The organism is Mycoplasmatota bacterium (genome assembly GCA_018394295.1).
GTDB lineage: Bacteria > Bacillota_I > Bacilli_A > Haloplasmatales > Haloplasmataceae > JAENYC01.
In genome coordinates this window covers 118,157-133,975 of sequence record CP074573.1, presented here as the reverse complement: position 1 = coordinate 133,975, position 15,819 = coordinate 118,157, and the positions used below count along the sequence as shown (strand labels likewise).

At 27.5% G+C, this 15,819-nt stretch carries 17 protein-coding genes and 1 pseudogene; 1 reads left to right on the top strand and 17 read right to left on the bottom strand.

Annotated elements, in window-relative coordinates:
* Positions 1–68: 68 nt before the first annotated feature.
* From KHQ81_00635 to prmC, 17 genes and pseudogenes are all read right to left on the bottom strand, one after another.
* Complete coding sequence (locus KHQ81_00635; GenBank protein ID QVK18256.1) at positions 69–1,085, bottom strand: glucose-1-phosphate adenylyltransferase; 1,017 nt, start codon at positions 1,083–1,085, stop codon at positions 69–71.
* Complete coding sequence (locus tag KHQ81_00630) at positions 1,082–2,230, bottom strand: glucose-1-phosphate adenylyltransferase (GenBank protein QVK18255.1); 1,149 nt, start codon at positions 2,228–2,230, stop codon at positions 1,082–1,084. Before KHQ81_00630 ends, KHQ81_00635 begins: the two co-directional genes overlap by 4 nt.
* 126 nt (positions 2,231–2,356) lie before the next feature.
* Complete coding sequence (locus KHQ81_00625; GenBank protein QVK18254.1) at positions 2,357–3,619, bottom strand: hypothetical protein; 1,263 nt, start codon at positions 3,617–3,619, stop codon at positions 2,357–2,359.
* A gap of 89 nt (positions 3,620–3,708) precedes the next feature.
* On the bottom strand, positions 3,709–4,551 hold the full coding sequence (locus KHQ81_00620; protein ID QVK18253.1) for a M55 family metallopeptidase: 843 nt from the start codon (positions 4,549–4,551) through the stop codon (positions 3,709–3,711).
* Positions 4,552–4,715: 164 nt separating this feature from the next.
* Positions 4,716–5,084 carry a hypothetical protein gene (locus KHQ81_00615; protein QVK19512.1) on the bottom strand — a complete coding sequence of 123 codons (369 nt, stop codon included), beginning with the start codon at positions 5,082–5,084 and terminating at the stop codon, positions 4,716–4,718.
* Positions 5,078–5,377 carry a hypothetical protein gene (locus KHQ81_00610; GenBank protein ID QVK19511.1) on the bottom strand — a complete coding sequence of 100 codons (300 nt, stop codon included), beginning with the start codon at positions 5,375–5,377 and terminating at the stop codon, positions 5,078–5,080. The genes KHQ81_00615 and KHQ81_00610 overlap by 7 nt, the downstream gene beginning before the upstream one ends.
* Before the next feature lie 326 nt (positions 5,378–5,703).
* The gene (locus KHQ81_00605; protein QVK18252.1) at positions 5,704–6,042 is read right to left on the bottom strand and encodes a hypothetical protein; all 339 of its coding nucleotides are present in this window, start codon (positions 6,040–6,042) and stop codon (positions 5,704–5,706) included.
* Positions 6,043–6,393: 351 nt separating this feature from the next.
* The gene (locus KHQ81_00600; protein QVK18251.1) at positions 6,394–7,122 is read right to left on the bottom strand and encodes a hypothetical protein; all 729 of its coding nucleotides are present in this window, start codon (positions 7,120–7,122) and stop codon (positions 6,394–6,396) included.
* Positions 7,123–7,345: 223 nt separating this feature from the next.
* Entirely contained in the window at positions 7,346–7,591 is a 246-nt protein-coding gene (locus KHQ81_00595) for a hypothetical protein (protein ID QVK18250.1), read from the bottom strand.
* Positions 7,592–7,599: 8 nt separating this feature from the next.
* Complete coding sequence (locus tag KHQ81_00590; protein QVK18249.1) at positions 7,600–7,935, bottom strand: hypothetical protein; 336 nt, start codon at positions 7,933–7,935, stop codon at positions 7,600–7,602.
* Positions 7,936–8,090: 155 nt separating this feature from the next.
* Positions 8,091–8,402: a hypothetical protein gene (locus tag KHQ81_00585; protein ID QVK18248.1), complete on the bottom strand. Its 312-nt coding sequence runs from the start codon at positions 8,400–8,402 to the stop codon at positions 8,091–8,093.
* 12 nt (positions 8,403–8,414) lie between these two features.
* Entirely contained in the window at positions 8,415–8,582 is a 168-nt protein-coding gene (locus tag KHQ81_00580; protein QVK18247.1) for a hypothetical protein, read from the bottom strand.
* A gap of 774 nt (positions 8,583–9,356) precedes the next feature.
* Positions 9,357–10,106 carry an IS21-like element helper ATPase IstB gene (gene istB / locus KHQ81_00575; protein ID QVK18246.1) on the bottom strand — a complete coding sequence of 250 codons (750 nt, stop codon included), beginning with the start codon at positions 10,104–10,106 and terminating at the stop codon, positions 9,357–9,359.
* The gene (gene istA, locus KHQ81_00570) at positions 10,106–11,392 is read right to left on the bottom strand and encodes an IS21 family transposase (GenBank protein ID QVK18245.1); all 1,287 of its coding nucleotides are present in this window, start codon (positions 11,390–11,392) and stop codon (positions 10,106–10,108) included. The genes istB and istA overlap by 1 nt, the downstream gene beginning before the upstream one ends.
* 86 nt (positions 11,393–11,478) lie before the next feature.
* Positions 11,479–11,640, bottom strand: coding sequence for a hypothetical protein (locus KHQ81_00565; protein QVK18244.1), 162 nt, complete (start codon positions 11,638–11,640; stop codon positions 11,479–11,481).
* Positions 11,641–12,000: 360 nt separating this feature from the next.
* Positions 12,001–13,386 (bottom strand): annotated as a pseudogene (locus KHQ81_00560) (glycogen synthase).
* A gap of 47 nt (positions 13,387–13,433) precedes the next feature.
* Positions 13,434–14,279, bottom strand: a complete 846-nt coding sequence (prmC, locus tag KHQ81_00555) for a peptide chain release factor N(5)-glutamine methyltransferase (protein ID QVK18243.1) — start codon at positions 14,277–14,279, stop codon at positions 13,434–13,436.
* 224 nt (positions 14,280–14,503) lie between these two features.
* Here prmC and KHQ81_00550 point away from each other — a divergent pair, with 224 nt between their 5' ends.
* On the top strand, positions 14,504–15,805 hold the full coding sequence (locus KHQ81_00550) for an IS3 family transposase (protein QVK18242.1): 1,302 nt from the start codon (positions 14,504–14,506) through the stop codon (positions 15,803–15,805).
* Positions 15,806–15,819: the final 14 nt, after the last annotated feature.

Genomic DNA, 15,819 nt, shown 5'->3' with positions numbered 1-15,819 from the left:
CACAATTTAATTATAACCTATTTTATGGAAAATTCAATGACATTTAAATATGAAAGCGATTACTTCAACTATAAATTATACTTGGCAATTTTTGTATACTTGGAAAACATCACAGGATGGTTAATTTCTCCTTTAATACAAACATTTGGAGCAATAATACATTCTTTATCTAATATAACATTTTCTAATAGACTTCCTGAACCAATGATACATTTCTCATTTATAATTGAATTATTAATGTGTGTATTCTTACCTATAATCACTGAATCAAATACAATACTATTTTCTACCAATCCTTCAGAAATTATACCGTTAGATAAGATTGAGTTGAAGGTTTTTGCACCTCTTTTATAATAAGTCGATGGAGCATCATTTATTTTGGTGATGATTGGTTTATTCTTAACAAACAAACGATTAAATATGGTTGGTTCTAATAAACGCATATGCGCTTTAAAATAATCATTCACTGACTTTAAGAGTAAGATTTCCTTATCTAAATGTATCTTTCCAATATGATACCTATTCGATAAATCAATGACCTGAATTATATTATTATATCCAAAATTTATTCCCTCTAATACAAGTTCAATTAATAACTTACGACTTAAAATAAAAATATTTAATCGCTCATCTTGATAATATAGTTCACTAATATCCACATTCATTCTCGCATGCTCTTTAACCAACTGTTTATAATCAAGAAGTGACACAACATAAGAATTTGTAATTACTACATAATCTTCATGACTCTTTAATAAATACTCTATATGGTCATGAATATGATAAAAGGATAACATCACAGATGGTTTATCACTCATCTTAGGAAAAAAAAACAAACCATCCCGCTTACGATTTAAGTCCCATATTTCACCATTACCAATATGGTCTTGTAAAGAACGAAACTTACCACTTGAAAATATCGCAACATTACGTACATTTGCCTGTTGAAAACAGGACAATGGAAAATCAATTAACCGGTAATGTCCTCCAAAAGGAATCGCTCCAACCGTTCTATAAGTAGTCAATTCCCCTAATTCTTTAAACTGAATGGTATCATCGATAATCCCTAAAAACTTTATACTCATCTTCCCACCTGCTTTAAAGTTTCTAAATACACTTTAGAAACCAAAATAATATTATCTTTTGTCCCTTTAATCACTGTATTGGCTGGTACGACAATTCCTTCTTGAACAATCGTATATTCTAATATAGCCCCTTTTTCAATTCTCGCATTCGGCATCACAACAGAATGCCTAACGACTGAATCCTCATCAATATATACCTGATAAAATAAAAGTGACTTTTGAACAGATCCATACACAATACATCCTTTGTTAACTAGTACCTCATCAATATCACTAACTTCATTAATATAATGAGGAGGAAGATGTTGACTAACTGAATAAACTGGCCATGAATTATCATATAAATTTAAATCACACTTACTATCTAACAAGTCCATATTCGCATCCCAAAAACTCTTCACTGTTCCAACATCTTTCCAATAGCCTTTAAATGGATAAGCAAAACATCTTAACCCAGAGGCCAATATCTTAGGAATAATGTCCTTTCCAAAATCATGTGTTGAGTTTATTTCTTTTAAATCATCCATTAAGAACTGTTTTAAAATTGACCAATTAAAAATATAAATTCCCATTGAAGCCAAATTACTCTTTGGTTTCTTAGGTTTCTCCTCGAACTCATTGATTAAATTATTTTCAAAGGTATTAATAATCCCAAATCGACTCGCTTCACTCATTGGAACTTCAATCACAGATATTGTTAAATCTGCCTTATTCTTCATATGATAATCTAACATCTTCGAATAATCCATTTTATAAATATGATCACCTGATAATATTAAAACATAAGAGGGTTCATAATAATCAATAAATTTACAGTTTAAAGCTACAGCACTAGCTGTCCCATTATACCATTGTACCTCTCTACCAGATGAATAGGGGGGTAATACCGTCACACCCCCATTAATCACATCTAAGTCCCATGCTTTTCCATTTCCAATATATGAATTTAATACAAGGGGTTCATACTGCGTTAATACCCCTACTGTATCTATCCCAGAATTTGTACAATTACTTAATGAAAAATCTATAATACGGTACTTTCCCCCAAAATAAACGGCAGGTTTCGCTATCTCTTTTGTCAAATCAACTAATCTTGTTCCCTTACCTCCCGCTAAAAGCATGGCAATCATTTCTTTTTTGTTCATCCAACCTTCCCCTTTATAAAACATCCTACATTATTATATATGTATCGACACACTCATTTAAGATAGTTAACATTAAAAAAACCACAACAAATTGTTGTGGTAAAATAAACTAGTTTATCATTCATCCTAAGAATTTACAAGAAAATGATATTTTTTATCGTTAACCTTTACTTTATACAGATCTAATCCTGAAATACATATATTGTTTTTTTTCTTTTTAATATCAACATGATTCAAATTCTTATTGATAATTAAATATAAATGATCTTGAGATTCTAACATTTGATATTTAAACTGATCTTTGTCTACAAAAATTCTGATTATTAATGCCAAAAACAACATAAGCAATATCATGTTAATAATATGAAAAACAAGTTTATTAGATATCTCACCATTAAAATAAAGAAAGGTACGATTAATAATTAATCCTGTTAGAATAAATAAAAACATATAAAATAAAATATTTTTTATAATTTTTCTCATATTATAACAGGTTATTAATTTGAAATCCTTATCAACTTTAATTCCCATAAAATCGTTATTATATTCTATTGTATCAATAAATAATTTCCTTTCTTCTAAATCCTTCTTATAAAGTTTAGATTTAGGCTTATTTACCAACCTTTTAAAACCAAAGGTGTAAGTACTAGCAAAAATAGTTACTAAAAAGGTTATTAAAAGTAATAAGTAGTTTTGAAAAGATAAAATTTGATTAAAAATTAATGTTATAAATACGATGATATATAATCCTATAAAATTATTATATTTCAATTCTTTAGTCAATAGATTAATTTTAAATAATGGTTTATAGATACTAATACTAATTAATAAAATATACAATAGTATCACATAATTACTTTCATTATTAAATACTAATGATAAAAATATAAGTGGTATTCTATTTACATATAAAAAGAAATAGATACCAATACTAATTAATAAAATATACAATAGTATCATATATTTACTTGTATTATTAAATACTAATGATAAAGATTTATGTAATTTTCTAATTACATTTAAAAAGAAATAGATACTAATACTAATTAATAAAATATACAATAGTATCATATAATTACCATTATTAAATACTAATGATAAATATATAAGTGATATTCTAATTCCATATAAAAAGAAATTAGCATTTAATAAATACTTATTTGGATTGTTTTTATTTTTTAAGCAATTAAAAATTAAAAAGATTTCTCCAACAAGAAAAATAATAAAAATGATAAATAAATGATTATATTCCAGATTAAATAGACTAATCAATAGAAAAAAACTGATAAAGTGAAACTGAAAATACACAAAATGTGTTTTCAGTTTATTTTGATTACCTAATAAAAACTTTGTTAACCTTAAATTTGATAATAATAATATTAATCTCATATTCTCCCCCGTTAATTTCTTAATTTTATTAATATATTTTTAACTTCAAAAAGTTCTTCATATGATATCAATTTATCTACTGTAAAATACTATGAATTATCTTTTATAATATATTCTCTAACATAATGAAATATCTCTAATCCTATCTCTACGCTTGGTGCTTCCCAGATGGATTTACTTTTATCAAAACTTCCTTTCCAACTAATACTATCAGGAATATTATATCTAAACTCTTCAGTTAATGTCATTGAAAACTCATAAGGTTCTTTAATATTAACAACTTTTATATTTTCACTATTTCTTAGTGCTTCTAAAACACCATTTTTTATAATAGGAAATGTTTCTTTAATTCCTGGTTCCCAACCTTTTGCTTTATCTTTTATTGGAATAGTAGCAACCGTATCACTTAATTCTCTTGCTTCTTTCATCGATGCTTGACAACCTACATTAGCTATATATCTTACACCTTGAAAATTAAGTACTGCAGTCCCAATTTCAGCAATATGTATGCCATTTATAGTTAACTCTTTTATTGGTGGACTTTGTATGGTATGAGGAAAATAAGCATTTTCTTCACCATACCTTGCATGTTGACCAACGGTAATAATTCCATATGGTTCCCATTCTGCTTGTCCTCGAATTCTTCTCCAGTCAAAGCACCTATCTGGTGTATCAAAGAATTTCACATTTGAGGGCAATTTCTCTATTATGATATTATGTTCTGGATCTCCAGCAAAATGTCCATCATAAATTAATATTTCATCAATACCAAATTCATTAGCTGCCTCACACACCGCTAAAACATCAGTTGTCATATATTCTCTTCCTACATTTCTCCATTCTTCAGTTCCGTGAATCATGGTTTTAGAATTTTCATCAAAAATACCTGATGCTCCTTCCATATCTGTGAAAATAATTAATTGTTTCTTCATTAAATCCCCCCCCTTTCAATCATGAAATTTTATATAGTATTTTAAACTTCTATCTTCTTTTATTATATAGGAAAGCCCCAAGTATTTCAAATATTTGGTAAAAATATATGAATATTAAAACACATAGCCTAGCTAAATTATTTATGGCTCTATAATTAATTTACTTAATCAAAGTTTTTCATCTCAACAATCGTATATTTTAACCACTCAAAGATATCCTCAAAAATTTGTCTTTCTTCATAACCTGGAGAAGCAAAATCATGAATAATAAAGACACCTTCACCTTTTCCTAATTCAAAACATGCAATGTCATCATTATCATCTCTTTTTGCAAAAGGTATTAGACTCCGATTAGGATATCTTGTCTTTAAGCCATTGTATCTATTTATTAATCTTTCATCCCACAATAAATACCACACATCAAAATCAACTAAATTAAGATTAATGATTCTATAATAAGATTGTGGATATTCAAATCCATTAGGTAAATCTTCTTTTTTAATACAAAATTTATTATTCAAATAAATCACCATCCATTCCATCCTGTTATCCAAGATCCACTTGGATATGTATTTCTATAAAGAGAATTTTGATTACCGATTTTTAAATTTACTGCATCTCCCCATGTGGTTGGAATACCTCCTTTTGTTGTAAATCTATCAACCAAATCAAGTGGTAAAGCATCATTAAAATTATGAACTCTTGCATTAACATTTATTCCTGCATATTTTGCTGATAACAACCTTGTATTATCAAGAGATGTCAGCATTCCATCAAGCATTTTAACTACATCAATAGCATCACCTACCCATCCATTTACTTTAATAGTACTTCTTATTGTTGTTTTGATAGTAAATAATCATGATTATTATCTTAATTAACTTGATATGATTTACAATTTAAAATACTTTATATACTGTCTTTATATTAATTTGATAAACTTAAAACTTTAATTTCAGTTAGTATATAATAAAATTGATTTTTTTGAAAAATAAAATAAGTTAAATTTTTTATATTTAAACTCAATTCTCTTGTGTCTGCTTGGTTTTAATAAAATATATTAGTTAAGAAACAAAACACAATAGACTCAATATCTGTTTGTTTGCTTAAATAAAAAAGAAGCCATAACATATTGTTATGACTACCTTAAGCTTAAAAATTCATTTTATATAATTCATTAAAATGTTTATCCAATTCGTTTTTAACACTATCTAGTTTATATGGTTCAGCATACAAGTCCTCGGTAGTAATTAATGAGTAATTTTTCCACCAAGTAGGAGGAATTATACTTCCGTGTAAATAATGTTTACATGAACCACACCAAATCCATATTCCACCAATTTCACTATTATTATTTTTGTGAAAATATATATGCGTATCTATTTCTTTACAATTAGGACATTGATATGGAAAAATAATATTATTTTCATTAATTATTTCTATAAGATTTTGTACTTCAATCTCGTGAATTGAATTATATGGTATAAACATTTTATTACCTCATTCCTCTAATATAATATACCAGAGCATCTTCAGCTGCATATGCTGTTGATTCTGGAACTAATCATCTCTTTGAAAACTTCTCGCATGGATTAGTTCATGTGCTAGAGTATTAGCTAATGTAACTTCATCTACTAAAGCGTTAGGACCAAATTTATTTTCTACTTGCTAGTATATCATGTTAATAATTTTATTTAAAATAAAATCTCTTGTGTCTGCTTGATTTTTAACATATTGATAACAAATTATATCAGTTAAAAATAAAACACAAGAGACTCGATCTCTGTTTGTTTACTTGAATAAAAATAGCAGCCATAACGAAATGTTATGACTACCCACCATTTAATTATATAAATATGTTTTTGTTTTATCCTCTATAATTTTCAATGCTTTAATAAAACTTTTCTTTTTGTCTTCATTCGGTAATAAGTTATTTACATTAAAATGATGACCGATAATAATGTTTTTGGCATATACATTATTTATTAAATTTTTATCGATATCTTTTATTATATCCATTATTTCAGTATCAATAATAAGTTTACTAAAATAACAATTTGTTAAAGGGAAAACATGAAATTCACAGTTTTTTTCAATATAAACTGGATACGTTTCAACACCACTAAAACCATATAGAAATAAATTACTCGAATAAAAAAAATTTTCAACTTTATTTATATATTCTTTTCTTTTATTAATTTCATTGGTGTCTATACCAATTTCAATAAAATTTGAATAATTAAATAATAAACTAATGGAATATGATTTATCTTCACAGTATGTAACAAGGATTCTACAATCTAAACTTCTATTATAACAAATACATCTAAAATATATATCATGAACTAAGTAAACTTCAATGTTTATTATGCTAATATTTTCATAATCAAGCATTAAGAATTCCTCATTGTAGTTTATAATATCTTCATAATCACTTTCAATATTTAGATTATATAATCTTATTTTACCTTCAGTAATATTTAGACTTTCGACTATTTTTTTTATATCCGCATAAGAATATTTATTATTAATATAACCATTTATTTCATATAATAATCCTAATTCTTCCATGTTTCTCTCCTATTACTATTTAACTTAAAGTATGAAAAATTATAAGCCTATTACTTTCTGTATTTCAATATTAACAGGATATTCTTTTTCAACTGGTAAACACATATCATCAAATATGTCATTTACCTTTTGTGTCTGCTTGGTTTTAATAAAATATATCAGTTAAAAACAAAACACAAGAGACGGGAAATCTCTTGAGTTCTTCAAATGCGCAATTACATAACTAATTATTAAAATACTTGTTACCCCAATTTTCATTTACATACTCTTGTGATACTTTAACTAAATGCGGTGCTTCATCATATGTACCGCCATAGTGTTGTTGTTCCCAAAAAGTACCACATGTTAGGCATCTAAAGAGTATTCTCCATTTATATGAATTCACTTCTAATTTACTTAAATTAGTTTTGTATTCTAAAATTTCTTTTCCATTTGAAATTATATCATTATTATCACATTTACAAACCATAAGTACACCTACCTTAAATATCTTACCGTAACATCATATATTTGCACGCCACTATCTACAATCCACTCTCGTGCTCCACCACCAGTTAATCCACCATTTATAAATCCTGGGTATGTTCTATTATATGGTGAACGTATACCTTTAACGCTTTTTAATCGGAACTCTACTATTGCATTTCCATCTAACCTTAATGCTCCAGAAGGCTCCAATAATGTCAGTCTTTTAGCAGCACCTTCTATAGTGTTTATACCCGCTAAATCATCTGCAGCTGTAATGAATGCCTCAGGACCTCCTGATAGTTTGCCTGTTCCTTTTAATAAGTCATCTGCATATTCGGCTGGCATTACCCTTGCAAACTTACCACTTGCGGGTATTGCATTACTGCACCCCTCAGAATAAAGTTTAAATTATAACTAATTTTCTCATATAATCCATAGTTTTCCCTTAATTTTATTTCGATAATATAAGATATATTTAATATTTCTATATAGTTATAATTTTATATCTCTATTAAATAATCATCTTCTATTTCCCCATGTAAGTTAAAAAAAACTTTATATTCAGCGAATTCTATATCATCATATATCAATCTTATTGTTGAAGCTAAATATCTAATATCTTTATCAAAATAACAATTTATAACATAAGCAATACTGTGAATCCTTAACTCTACTTCATTAATATTTTTTGACAGAAAAAGGTCTTCATAATCATTAGGATCTTCCAGTTTATAATTTTTCATGTACTCTTCATAACATTTAAATGACCTTTTTTTAATATTATGTTTTATTATCAATTCATCAAGTTCCATGTAATTTACTCCTTAATGTAATTCTTTACCAAAGTAATCAAATATAATGTCACCATATTCATTTACATTTCTATAAAATCTATAATTAGCATATTGTTTATTAAACAATTTTAATTCATATATATATCCATTTGGAATATTACTTAATCCCTTAATCACAGCTTTTTTAAAAGCATCCAATCCATTTTGACCTATCTTTTTTAAGCTTTATTAGCATCATTATCTGTAGATATTGGACCAGAGGCAAAGAACTGTTTATCAAGTATAAAGTTCATTTCCTTGACAGATTTTGTTATATATCATAAAATACATTAGTTTATATTTTAAGATTCTTTATAGGGGCAATAGTTGTTTCTATCATGTATTATATCACGCTAAGATTTAATCTGCTATACCTTACATATATAACCTTTTTCATAATTTTATTTTGTTTTTTATGAACCTAATACCTCGCATTAAATTTATAAAGGGTTTGACTAATATTTTTCAAGAATCATACATTATTGTTTAAATACTTAAAGCTTTAATAGTACTTCTTATTGTTCTTTTGATAGAAAATAATCATGATTATTATCTACTTGATATGATTTAGAGTTTAAAAAACTTTATATACTGTCATTATATTGGTTTGATATACTTAAAACCTTAATTTCAGTTAATATATAATATTTGTTAAAAATAAAATGAAAGAGAATCAATCTCTTGGTTTGTTTAAATAAAAAGACTTCAAATCATTTTGAAGTTTAATTTCAAATTATTATTTTTTCTTTCTTAATTTTTTTATCCATTCAGGAGAATAATACTCACTTGTTTTATTATATGATTCTATATAATTCCCCTTCATACTATCTTTTAAATTATTAATTATGTTAATATGATTTTCATCTATTATTAACTGCTTTATAAATGTCAAGATAAGAATGTACATTTTTGATCATTTAATAATGTACATTTTTAATTTTCTTCGATAAAGTAATTTTTAAGTCGATAAGATTTACCTGTAATGTTAACTACATGAGCATGATGAAGAACTCGATCAAGAATGGCGTTAGCTATTATAGGGTCTTTAAAAATATCATCCCAATTAGAAAAGTTAATGTTGGTTGTAATTATCGTACTTCGTTTTTCATATCGTCTATCTATTAGCTGAAAGAACAATTTAGAATCTTCTTTGTCGATAGGTAAATAACCTAGTTCGTCAATAATCAATAATTTGTACTTGGTAAAATGCTTGAGCCTATCGTTTAAGCGATTTTCTAACTTAGCTTTCTTTAACTGGGCTATCAAATTATTACATTTTATAAAGTATGTTGATATACGCTTCTTCGCAGCGGATATACCTATTGATGTAGATAAGTGGGTTTTACCAACACCACTCGTTCCCATAAAAACGATGTTCTCGCATTGATGGATGAATCTATGACTCTCAAAATCTAATATTTGTTCTTTGTTTATATTTTCTTGGAAAGAGAAGTCAAAATCCTTCAATTCTTTGTAATGGGGGAACGCCCCTACTTTAACCATAGCTTTGATCATACTAGCCTCTTTATAATCAATTTCATATGTTGTTAACTTAATAAGCCCATCAACGAACGATAGATTATTTTTATTAATAAAGTTAATAGTATCGTCTAAATGATTTTTCATTTCTTTTAATTTTAAATATTCTAAATTTGAGATTAATTGCTCGTGTGCTGTTGTCATTATTTATAACGTTCTCCTATCTTGTTAAGATTTTCTTTTGCGAATTTTTGAATGTCTTCATCATCAAAAGATAGAGTCATTCTGGCAATCTGTATATAGTGCTCCTCTAAATAATTCAACTTTTTACTACTTAACGAGTGTATTGTCACCAAATTTGTGTTAGAATATATGTGAATTTGATTATCATATACCTGCAGTTGAAGTGTACGGTTCATATATTTAGGTGGTACCGAATATTGATTACCCTTATAACTAATCATTGATGATGAGTTTACTTTCGCTGTTATGGTTTTAATCAAGTATGGATTTCTTATCGTGTCTCGTGGAGGGGACTGTAAGAAATCTTTTTCATTTTGTAGGCCAAATAGTGGAATCATATCATAAGCTCTATGTAACCTACTGTTTTCTCTGTTGTTTATTTCTTGTACCTTTTTTACTAATTGTTCATAATTTAAATCACCACTATATGCTTTTAATTCATCTAAAATTTTCATAGGGGATTCAACCTTTGCTTTTGTATTTGGTCTGCCTGCGATACAGGGTTTAACTTCAAATCCATAATCATTAGCGAATTGTTGAAATTTATTATTTACTTTTCCTTTTGAATATTCAGTTCTTGGTACATCCATTACTGTTTTCATATTATCAGTTAGTATTTCATGAGGTACACCACCAAATGCTTGAAATGCTTCGTCTATGAAGTTAAACAGTATGTCTTGAGATTTAGTTAATGATAATCTATAAACTCTAAACCTTGAGTAACTCAATAATAAAACGAATATATTGATTGTGATGACTTCTCCTGTATCAAGCACGAAATTCATTGATTCTTTCCAATCTAGCTGTGCTTGGTGACCTTTATCTGTTTCATAACGTATAACTGAAGGTGCTTTGATAGCACTTTTTTTCTTTTGATCAAAGTACTCTTGAAATTCTGGTGTTTTACTTATATATCGCCTAAATGATGATTCAGCACATTTTAGTCCATAATTATCACTAAGATACTGCCAAAGCACTTTTTTATATTCAAAAACTTTTATTTTATCATTGAGTAAATCTTTAATTAAGTAGTAATAATCATCTACTATACTTGATCGTTTTCTATTTTTAGACTTCTCATAACCATTAATGTACTTACTTATCGTTCTTCTATCAACATTTAACTCTCTTGCTAATCGACTTTTATTTACCTTTAAGTTTGTTGTTTCCATTAAATTCTTTAATACCTTCAAATCAGTTAATTTCTGTATTTCTATATTAGTATCTATTTCATAGTTTAGTATCATTAGTTGTCCTCCCATTGATTAACTATGAAATTATACTATATTAACTGTACATTTTAAAGTGATCACTTCTGTACATATCTATCTTATCATTTATACTGCTTTTTGTTTCCTTTATACTTAAAATATAATTTACATGTTTTGCATTCTAATATATCTGTATCTTTAAATGAAGCATTCCAATATAACTCATCATTACAATAAGGACAATATATAGCATATTTACTTATTAATTTCTCAATAAATCTCATGAATATACCTCCATTTCTTAGATACCAGATAATTTTTTAATTATCTGTGTTAGCCTTGGACTTAGAAAAACTCCACCTATTCGTGATGGTGTTTTAGAACCTATTACTCTCCAACCTTTATTAACATTATCATAAACTATCACCTATCCACGCTCTGTTCCTTCTAAAAAGGTTCTATGAATGTATAATTGTTCATTCTTAAATAATGTTACTATATAACGATACTTAACTATTATATTACCATATTTAACCATCAATACAATAACATAATGTTGTAAAATACGGATAAAGAAATATTCATTACCGTTATACTTTTACTGATATTACTTTTATTATATATCAATAAACACGTAGCACTTGCTACGTGTTTTTATCTAATAACTTTTCATATAGGGTTTTATAAGTTTTAGCTGATACCCTCCAACTAAAATCTTGTTTCATCGCATTCTGTCTTAATGTTTTAAATACCTTTTTATTTTGATAAACTTCAAATGCATATTTTATCACATTTATCATGTCTCTTTCATTTAAGGATTGAAATCCAAATCCATAGCCACTCTGTGTTATTTCATTATATACCTCAACAGTATCCTTTAAGCCACCTGTTTCTCTTACAATAGGAATCGTACCATACCGCATTGCGATTAGTTGAGTTAATCCACAGGGTTCAAATAGAGATGGCATAAGTAAGAAGTCTCCACCTGCATACATAAATCTAGCCAATGTTGGGTTAAAATCAATCATGATTTTAAATTTATGAGGATATATTTTACTTAAATCTTTTAAAGTATGTTCATAATGAGGTTCTCCACAACCTAAAATAATGAATTGACAATCTAAATTCATCAAATCATGAAATCCCTTCAAAATTATATCTAATCCCTTTTGTGTTACTAGTCGAGATATCATTACTATTATGGGAACATCTTTCTTAGGTAAACTAAAAAAGGTTTGGAGAAAGGATTTGTTTATTTTCTTTGGACTCATTCTGCTTAAATCATAATTTTTTTTAATCAATTCATCTGTCTTTGGATCAAAATCATTTATATCTAAACCATTTAAAATCCCTATGACCTCTTTTTTTTCACTTAAGATTTTTTCTAATCCATCACCATAAGTCTTTGTCTTGATTTCTTCAGAATATGTTTTACTGACCGTTGTTACGCAATCAACTAAGGTAATTCCTGTTTTTAAGAAATTAACTAAGTTATGATGATTAGTTAACTCAAATACCTCATCACCTAGCATACAATAATCTAACAATGGTCTATCAAAACTACCTTGATATTGTAAATTATGAATCGTTAACACGGTTTTAATATTTTGATAATCCTTGTTATTTTTGTATTGAACTTGTAAAAACAGAGGTAATAATCCTAAATGCCAATCATTTATATGAATAATTTTAGGTATAAACTTAATATGACTAATCATTTCTAAGACAGCTTTAGAAAAAAGCGCAAAACGAGCACCGTCATCAGAATATCCATAAATCTTATCTCGATTATAATATTCATGATCAATAAAATAATACTTTATATCTTGATACTGATAGCTTTCAAGTACACAATTAATCTCATCATTATTCAAATCAATTGTAAATTCTTTTTCTCTTTTAAATTCCTCTTGATAATTTAAAGATATACTTTTATATTTTGGCATTACAACCCTTATATTACATCCCGCTAAACTTAAACTTTTTGGTAAAGACCCCGCTACATCAGCTAAACCACCAGTTTTCGCATATAATGGTTATTCTGAAACAGCAAATAGAACGTTAATGTTTATCACCTCTAATTGTATATAATCGTTATTCTATCCTTACCATTCATATCTTTAATAATCTCATACTTTGATTTTGGAAAATATTTTTTAATCAAAACTTCCATTTTTTCTTTTTGATTCCACCCATGTTCAAAAGCGATCATGCTTTTAGGTTTTAAAATATGATGAGCGTTCTTTAATATTTTCTCATAAAAAACCATTCCATCATTTCCCCCAAATAAGGCAAGATGAGGTTCATTATCTTTCACTAATGATTCCACATATTCTTCTTCAGGAATATAGGGAGGATTAGAAACTAAAATATCATATTTTTTCCCTGATTCAATTAATGGTTCTAACATATCACCACTTAAAAAGTTTACCTTTGCGTTTAAATTCTTCGCATTTTCTTTGGCAACCTTTAACGCTTCTTCGCTAATATCGGTTGCATCAACATTCATCATTTCTTCTTCTAAACTTAATGTGATCGCAATCGCTCCAGAACCAGTTCCAACGTCAACCACATCAACTAGCTCTTTATGAAAATATTCATCATAACATGAAAGAACTTTTGCGACTAATTCTTCAGTTTCAAAGCGAGGAATAAGTACCTCAGGTCCAACAATAAACTGATAACCATAAAAATGTTCAAAACCGATAATATGTTGAACAGGGATATTCTCTATTACATATAATGAAACGCCTTCTTTATACTTTGCGGCTAATGTTTCATTCACTGCTTTATCCATATTCATAATAAGTTCATAACTTTCTTTTTCTAAAAAATGCATTAACAATAACTTAATCGCACTTCCTTCTTTATTATGATCAATTGCCAATTTCTCTCCATACTTTAATAATTCTCTTACTGTCATTTTTATCCACCTCAAACACTATTAATAGTCTTAGTATAAAGCACATATTTATGAAAAGCAATTAAAGAAATATAAAAAAAGAGTATACACCCTCATTGATGAAAAAAGACACACAATATTAAAATATACCCTATAGTGTGGACACTTTGAAAAAGAAAGTGTTCCCTCTATAGGGTATTTTTGTATGTTATAATAGTTTTAGTGTGTATTAAGGAGAAGAGGATATGAGCATTAATGTATTTAATGAAACAGAAATTGAACTAATAAAAAATAATCCAAATGTTAAGCGTGTGTCAAGTAAATCTATTACTTATACCCTTGAATTCAAGATTGACTTTATGCATGAATATAGAGGCGGAAAATTACCACGTCAAATATTTATTGAACATGGTTTTGATGTTGATATTATAGGGATGAAACGAATAGAACAATGTGCAACTAGATGGAAGAGACTTTATAATGACGGAGGCGTTGTTTCACTTGATGATTCCCGTAAAGATAATCGAGGAAGATATAAGCATGAAATTCAAACCGAAGAACAAGAGATTGAGAAATTAAAGGCTAAAATTGCTTTAATAGAAATGGAAAATGATATGTTAAAAAAGCTCGACGAAAGCGAAAGGAGGAATGGGAAAGAAATAAGAAAAAGTGATAAATTTGAGATGATCAAAAAAGTCATCCATAAATCTAGAAGACCAGGAATACAAGATTATTTATGTAGTGTGGCAGAAGTATCAAGAAGTGGTTACTATAACTACCATTCAGAAAAATCAAAGAAGAATAGAATGAAAAAGGAACAAAATGATAAGAAAAGATTTAAACTCATCAAGGAAGTATTTGAGGTTGGAAAGAAAAAGTATGGTGCTAAACAAATTAAGATGCATTTAAAGGAAAACATGAATTTGAAGTCCATTAGAAGAATTATGAGTAAATATGGTCTAGTATGTAAAATACGTAGACAGGATCCTTATAAGCAGATGTTAAAAGCAGATCAAAACCATAGAGTACACAAGAATCATTTAAATAGAAACTTTGATCAGCAGTCTCCATATAAGGTGTTACTGACTGATATTACGTATATAAGGTATAATAATAGATTCGCATATTTATCTACCATATTAGATGGTAGTACGAAAGAATTAGTTGCTTATAAGGTATCAAATAATCTTAAAATTGACTTTGTATTGGATACAGTTAAAGAATTAGACAATATAAACTTACCCGAAAATGCCATTATACATTCGGACCAAGGAAGTCATTATACAAGTCCTAAATTCTCAAAAGAAGTGAGGTCAAGAAACTTACTTCAATCAATGTCTCGTAGAGGTAACTGTTGGGATAATGCACCTATAGAATCGTTCTTTGGCCATATGAAAGACTATATAGACTTTTCAGAATGTAAAACATTAAAAGATGTAGAACTAAAAATAGATGATTATATGTACTATTACAATCACCAAAGATATCAGTGGAAACTAAATAAGCTGACTCCTATTGAATTCAGGAATCAGCTTAAAGCAGCATAATATAATATATTCTT

Bases quoted from the DNA above. Each gene is read 5' to 3' on its own strand.
- KHQ81_00630 (QVK18255.1), bottom strand. From the start codon at position 2,230: ATGAACAAAAAAGAAATGATTGCCATGCTTTTAGCGGGAGGTAAGGGA.
- KHQ81_00590 (QVK18249.1), bottom strand. From the start codon at position 7,935: ATGCCAGCCGAATATGCAGATGACTTATTAAAAGGAACAGGCAAACTA.
- KHQ81_00620 (QVK18253.1), bottom strand. From the start codon at position 4,551: ATGAAGAAACAATTAATTATTTTCACAGATATGGAAGGAGCATCAGGT.
- KHQ81_00595 (QVK18250.1), bottom strand. From the start codon at position 7,591: ATGGTTTGTAAATGTGATAATAATGATATAATTTCAAATGGAAAAGAA.
- KHQ81_00635 (QVK18256.1), bottom strand. From the start codon at position 1,085: ATGAGTATAAAGTTTTTAGGGATTATCGATGATACCATTCAGTTTAAA.
- KHQ81_00615 (QVK19512.1), bottom strand. From the start codon at position 5,084: ATGGTGATTTATTTGAATAATAAATTTTGTATTAAAAAAGAAGATTTA.
- istA (QVK18245.1), bottom strand. From the start codon at position 11,392: ATGATACTAAACTATGAAATAGATACTAATATAGAAATACAGAAATTA.
- KHQ81_00585 (QVK18248.1), bottom strand. From the start codon at position 8,402: ATGGAACTTGATGAATTGATAATAAAACATAATATTAAAAAAAGGTCA.
- KHQ81_00625 (QVK18254.1), bottom strand. From the start codon at position 3,619: ATGAGATTAATATTATTATTATCAAATTTAAGGTTAACAAAGTTTTTA.
- KHQ81_00600 (QVK18251.1), bottom strand. From the start codon at position 7,122: ATGGAAGAATTAGGATTATTATATGAAATAAATGGTTATATTAATAAT.
- KHQ81_00565 (QVK18244.1), bottom strand. From the start codon at position 11,640: ATGAGATTTATTGAGAAATTAATAAGTAAATATGCTATATATTGTCCT.
- KHQ81_00550 (QVK18242.1), top strand. From the start codon at position 14,504: ATGAGCATTAATGTATTTAATGAAACAGAAATTGAACTAATAAAAAAT.
- prmC (QVK18243.1), bottom strand. From the start codon at position 14,279: ATGACAGTAAGAGAATTATTAAAGTATGGAGAGAAATTGGCAATTGAT.
- KHQ81_00605 (QVK18252.1), bottom strand. From the start codon at position 6,042: ATGTTTATACCATATAATTCAATTCACGAGATTGAAGTACAAAATCTT.
- istB (QVK18246.1), bottom strand. From the start codon at position 10,106: ATGACAACAGCACACGAGCAATTAATCTCAAATTTAGAATATTTAAAA.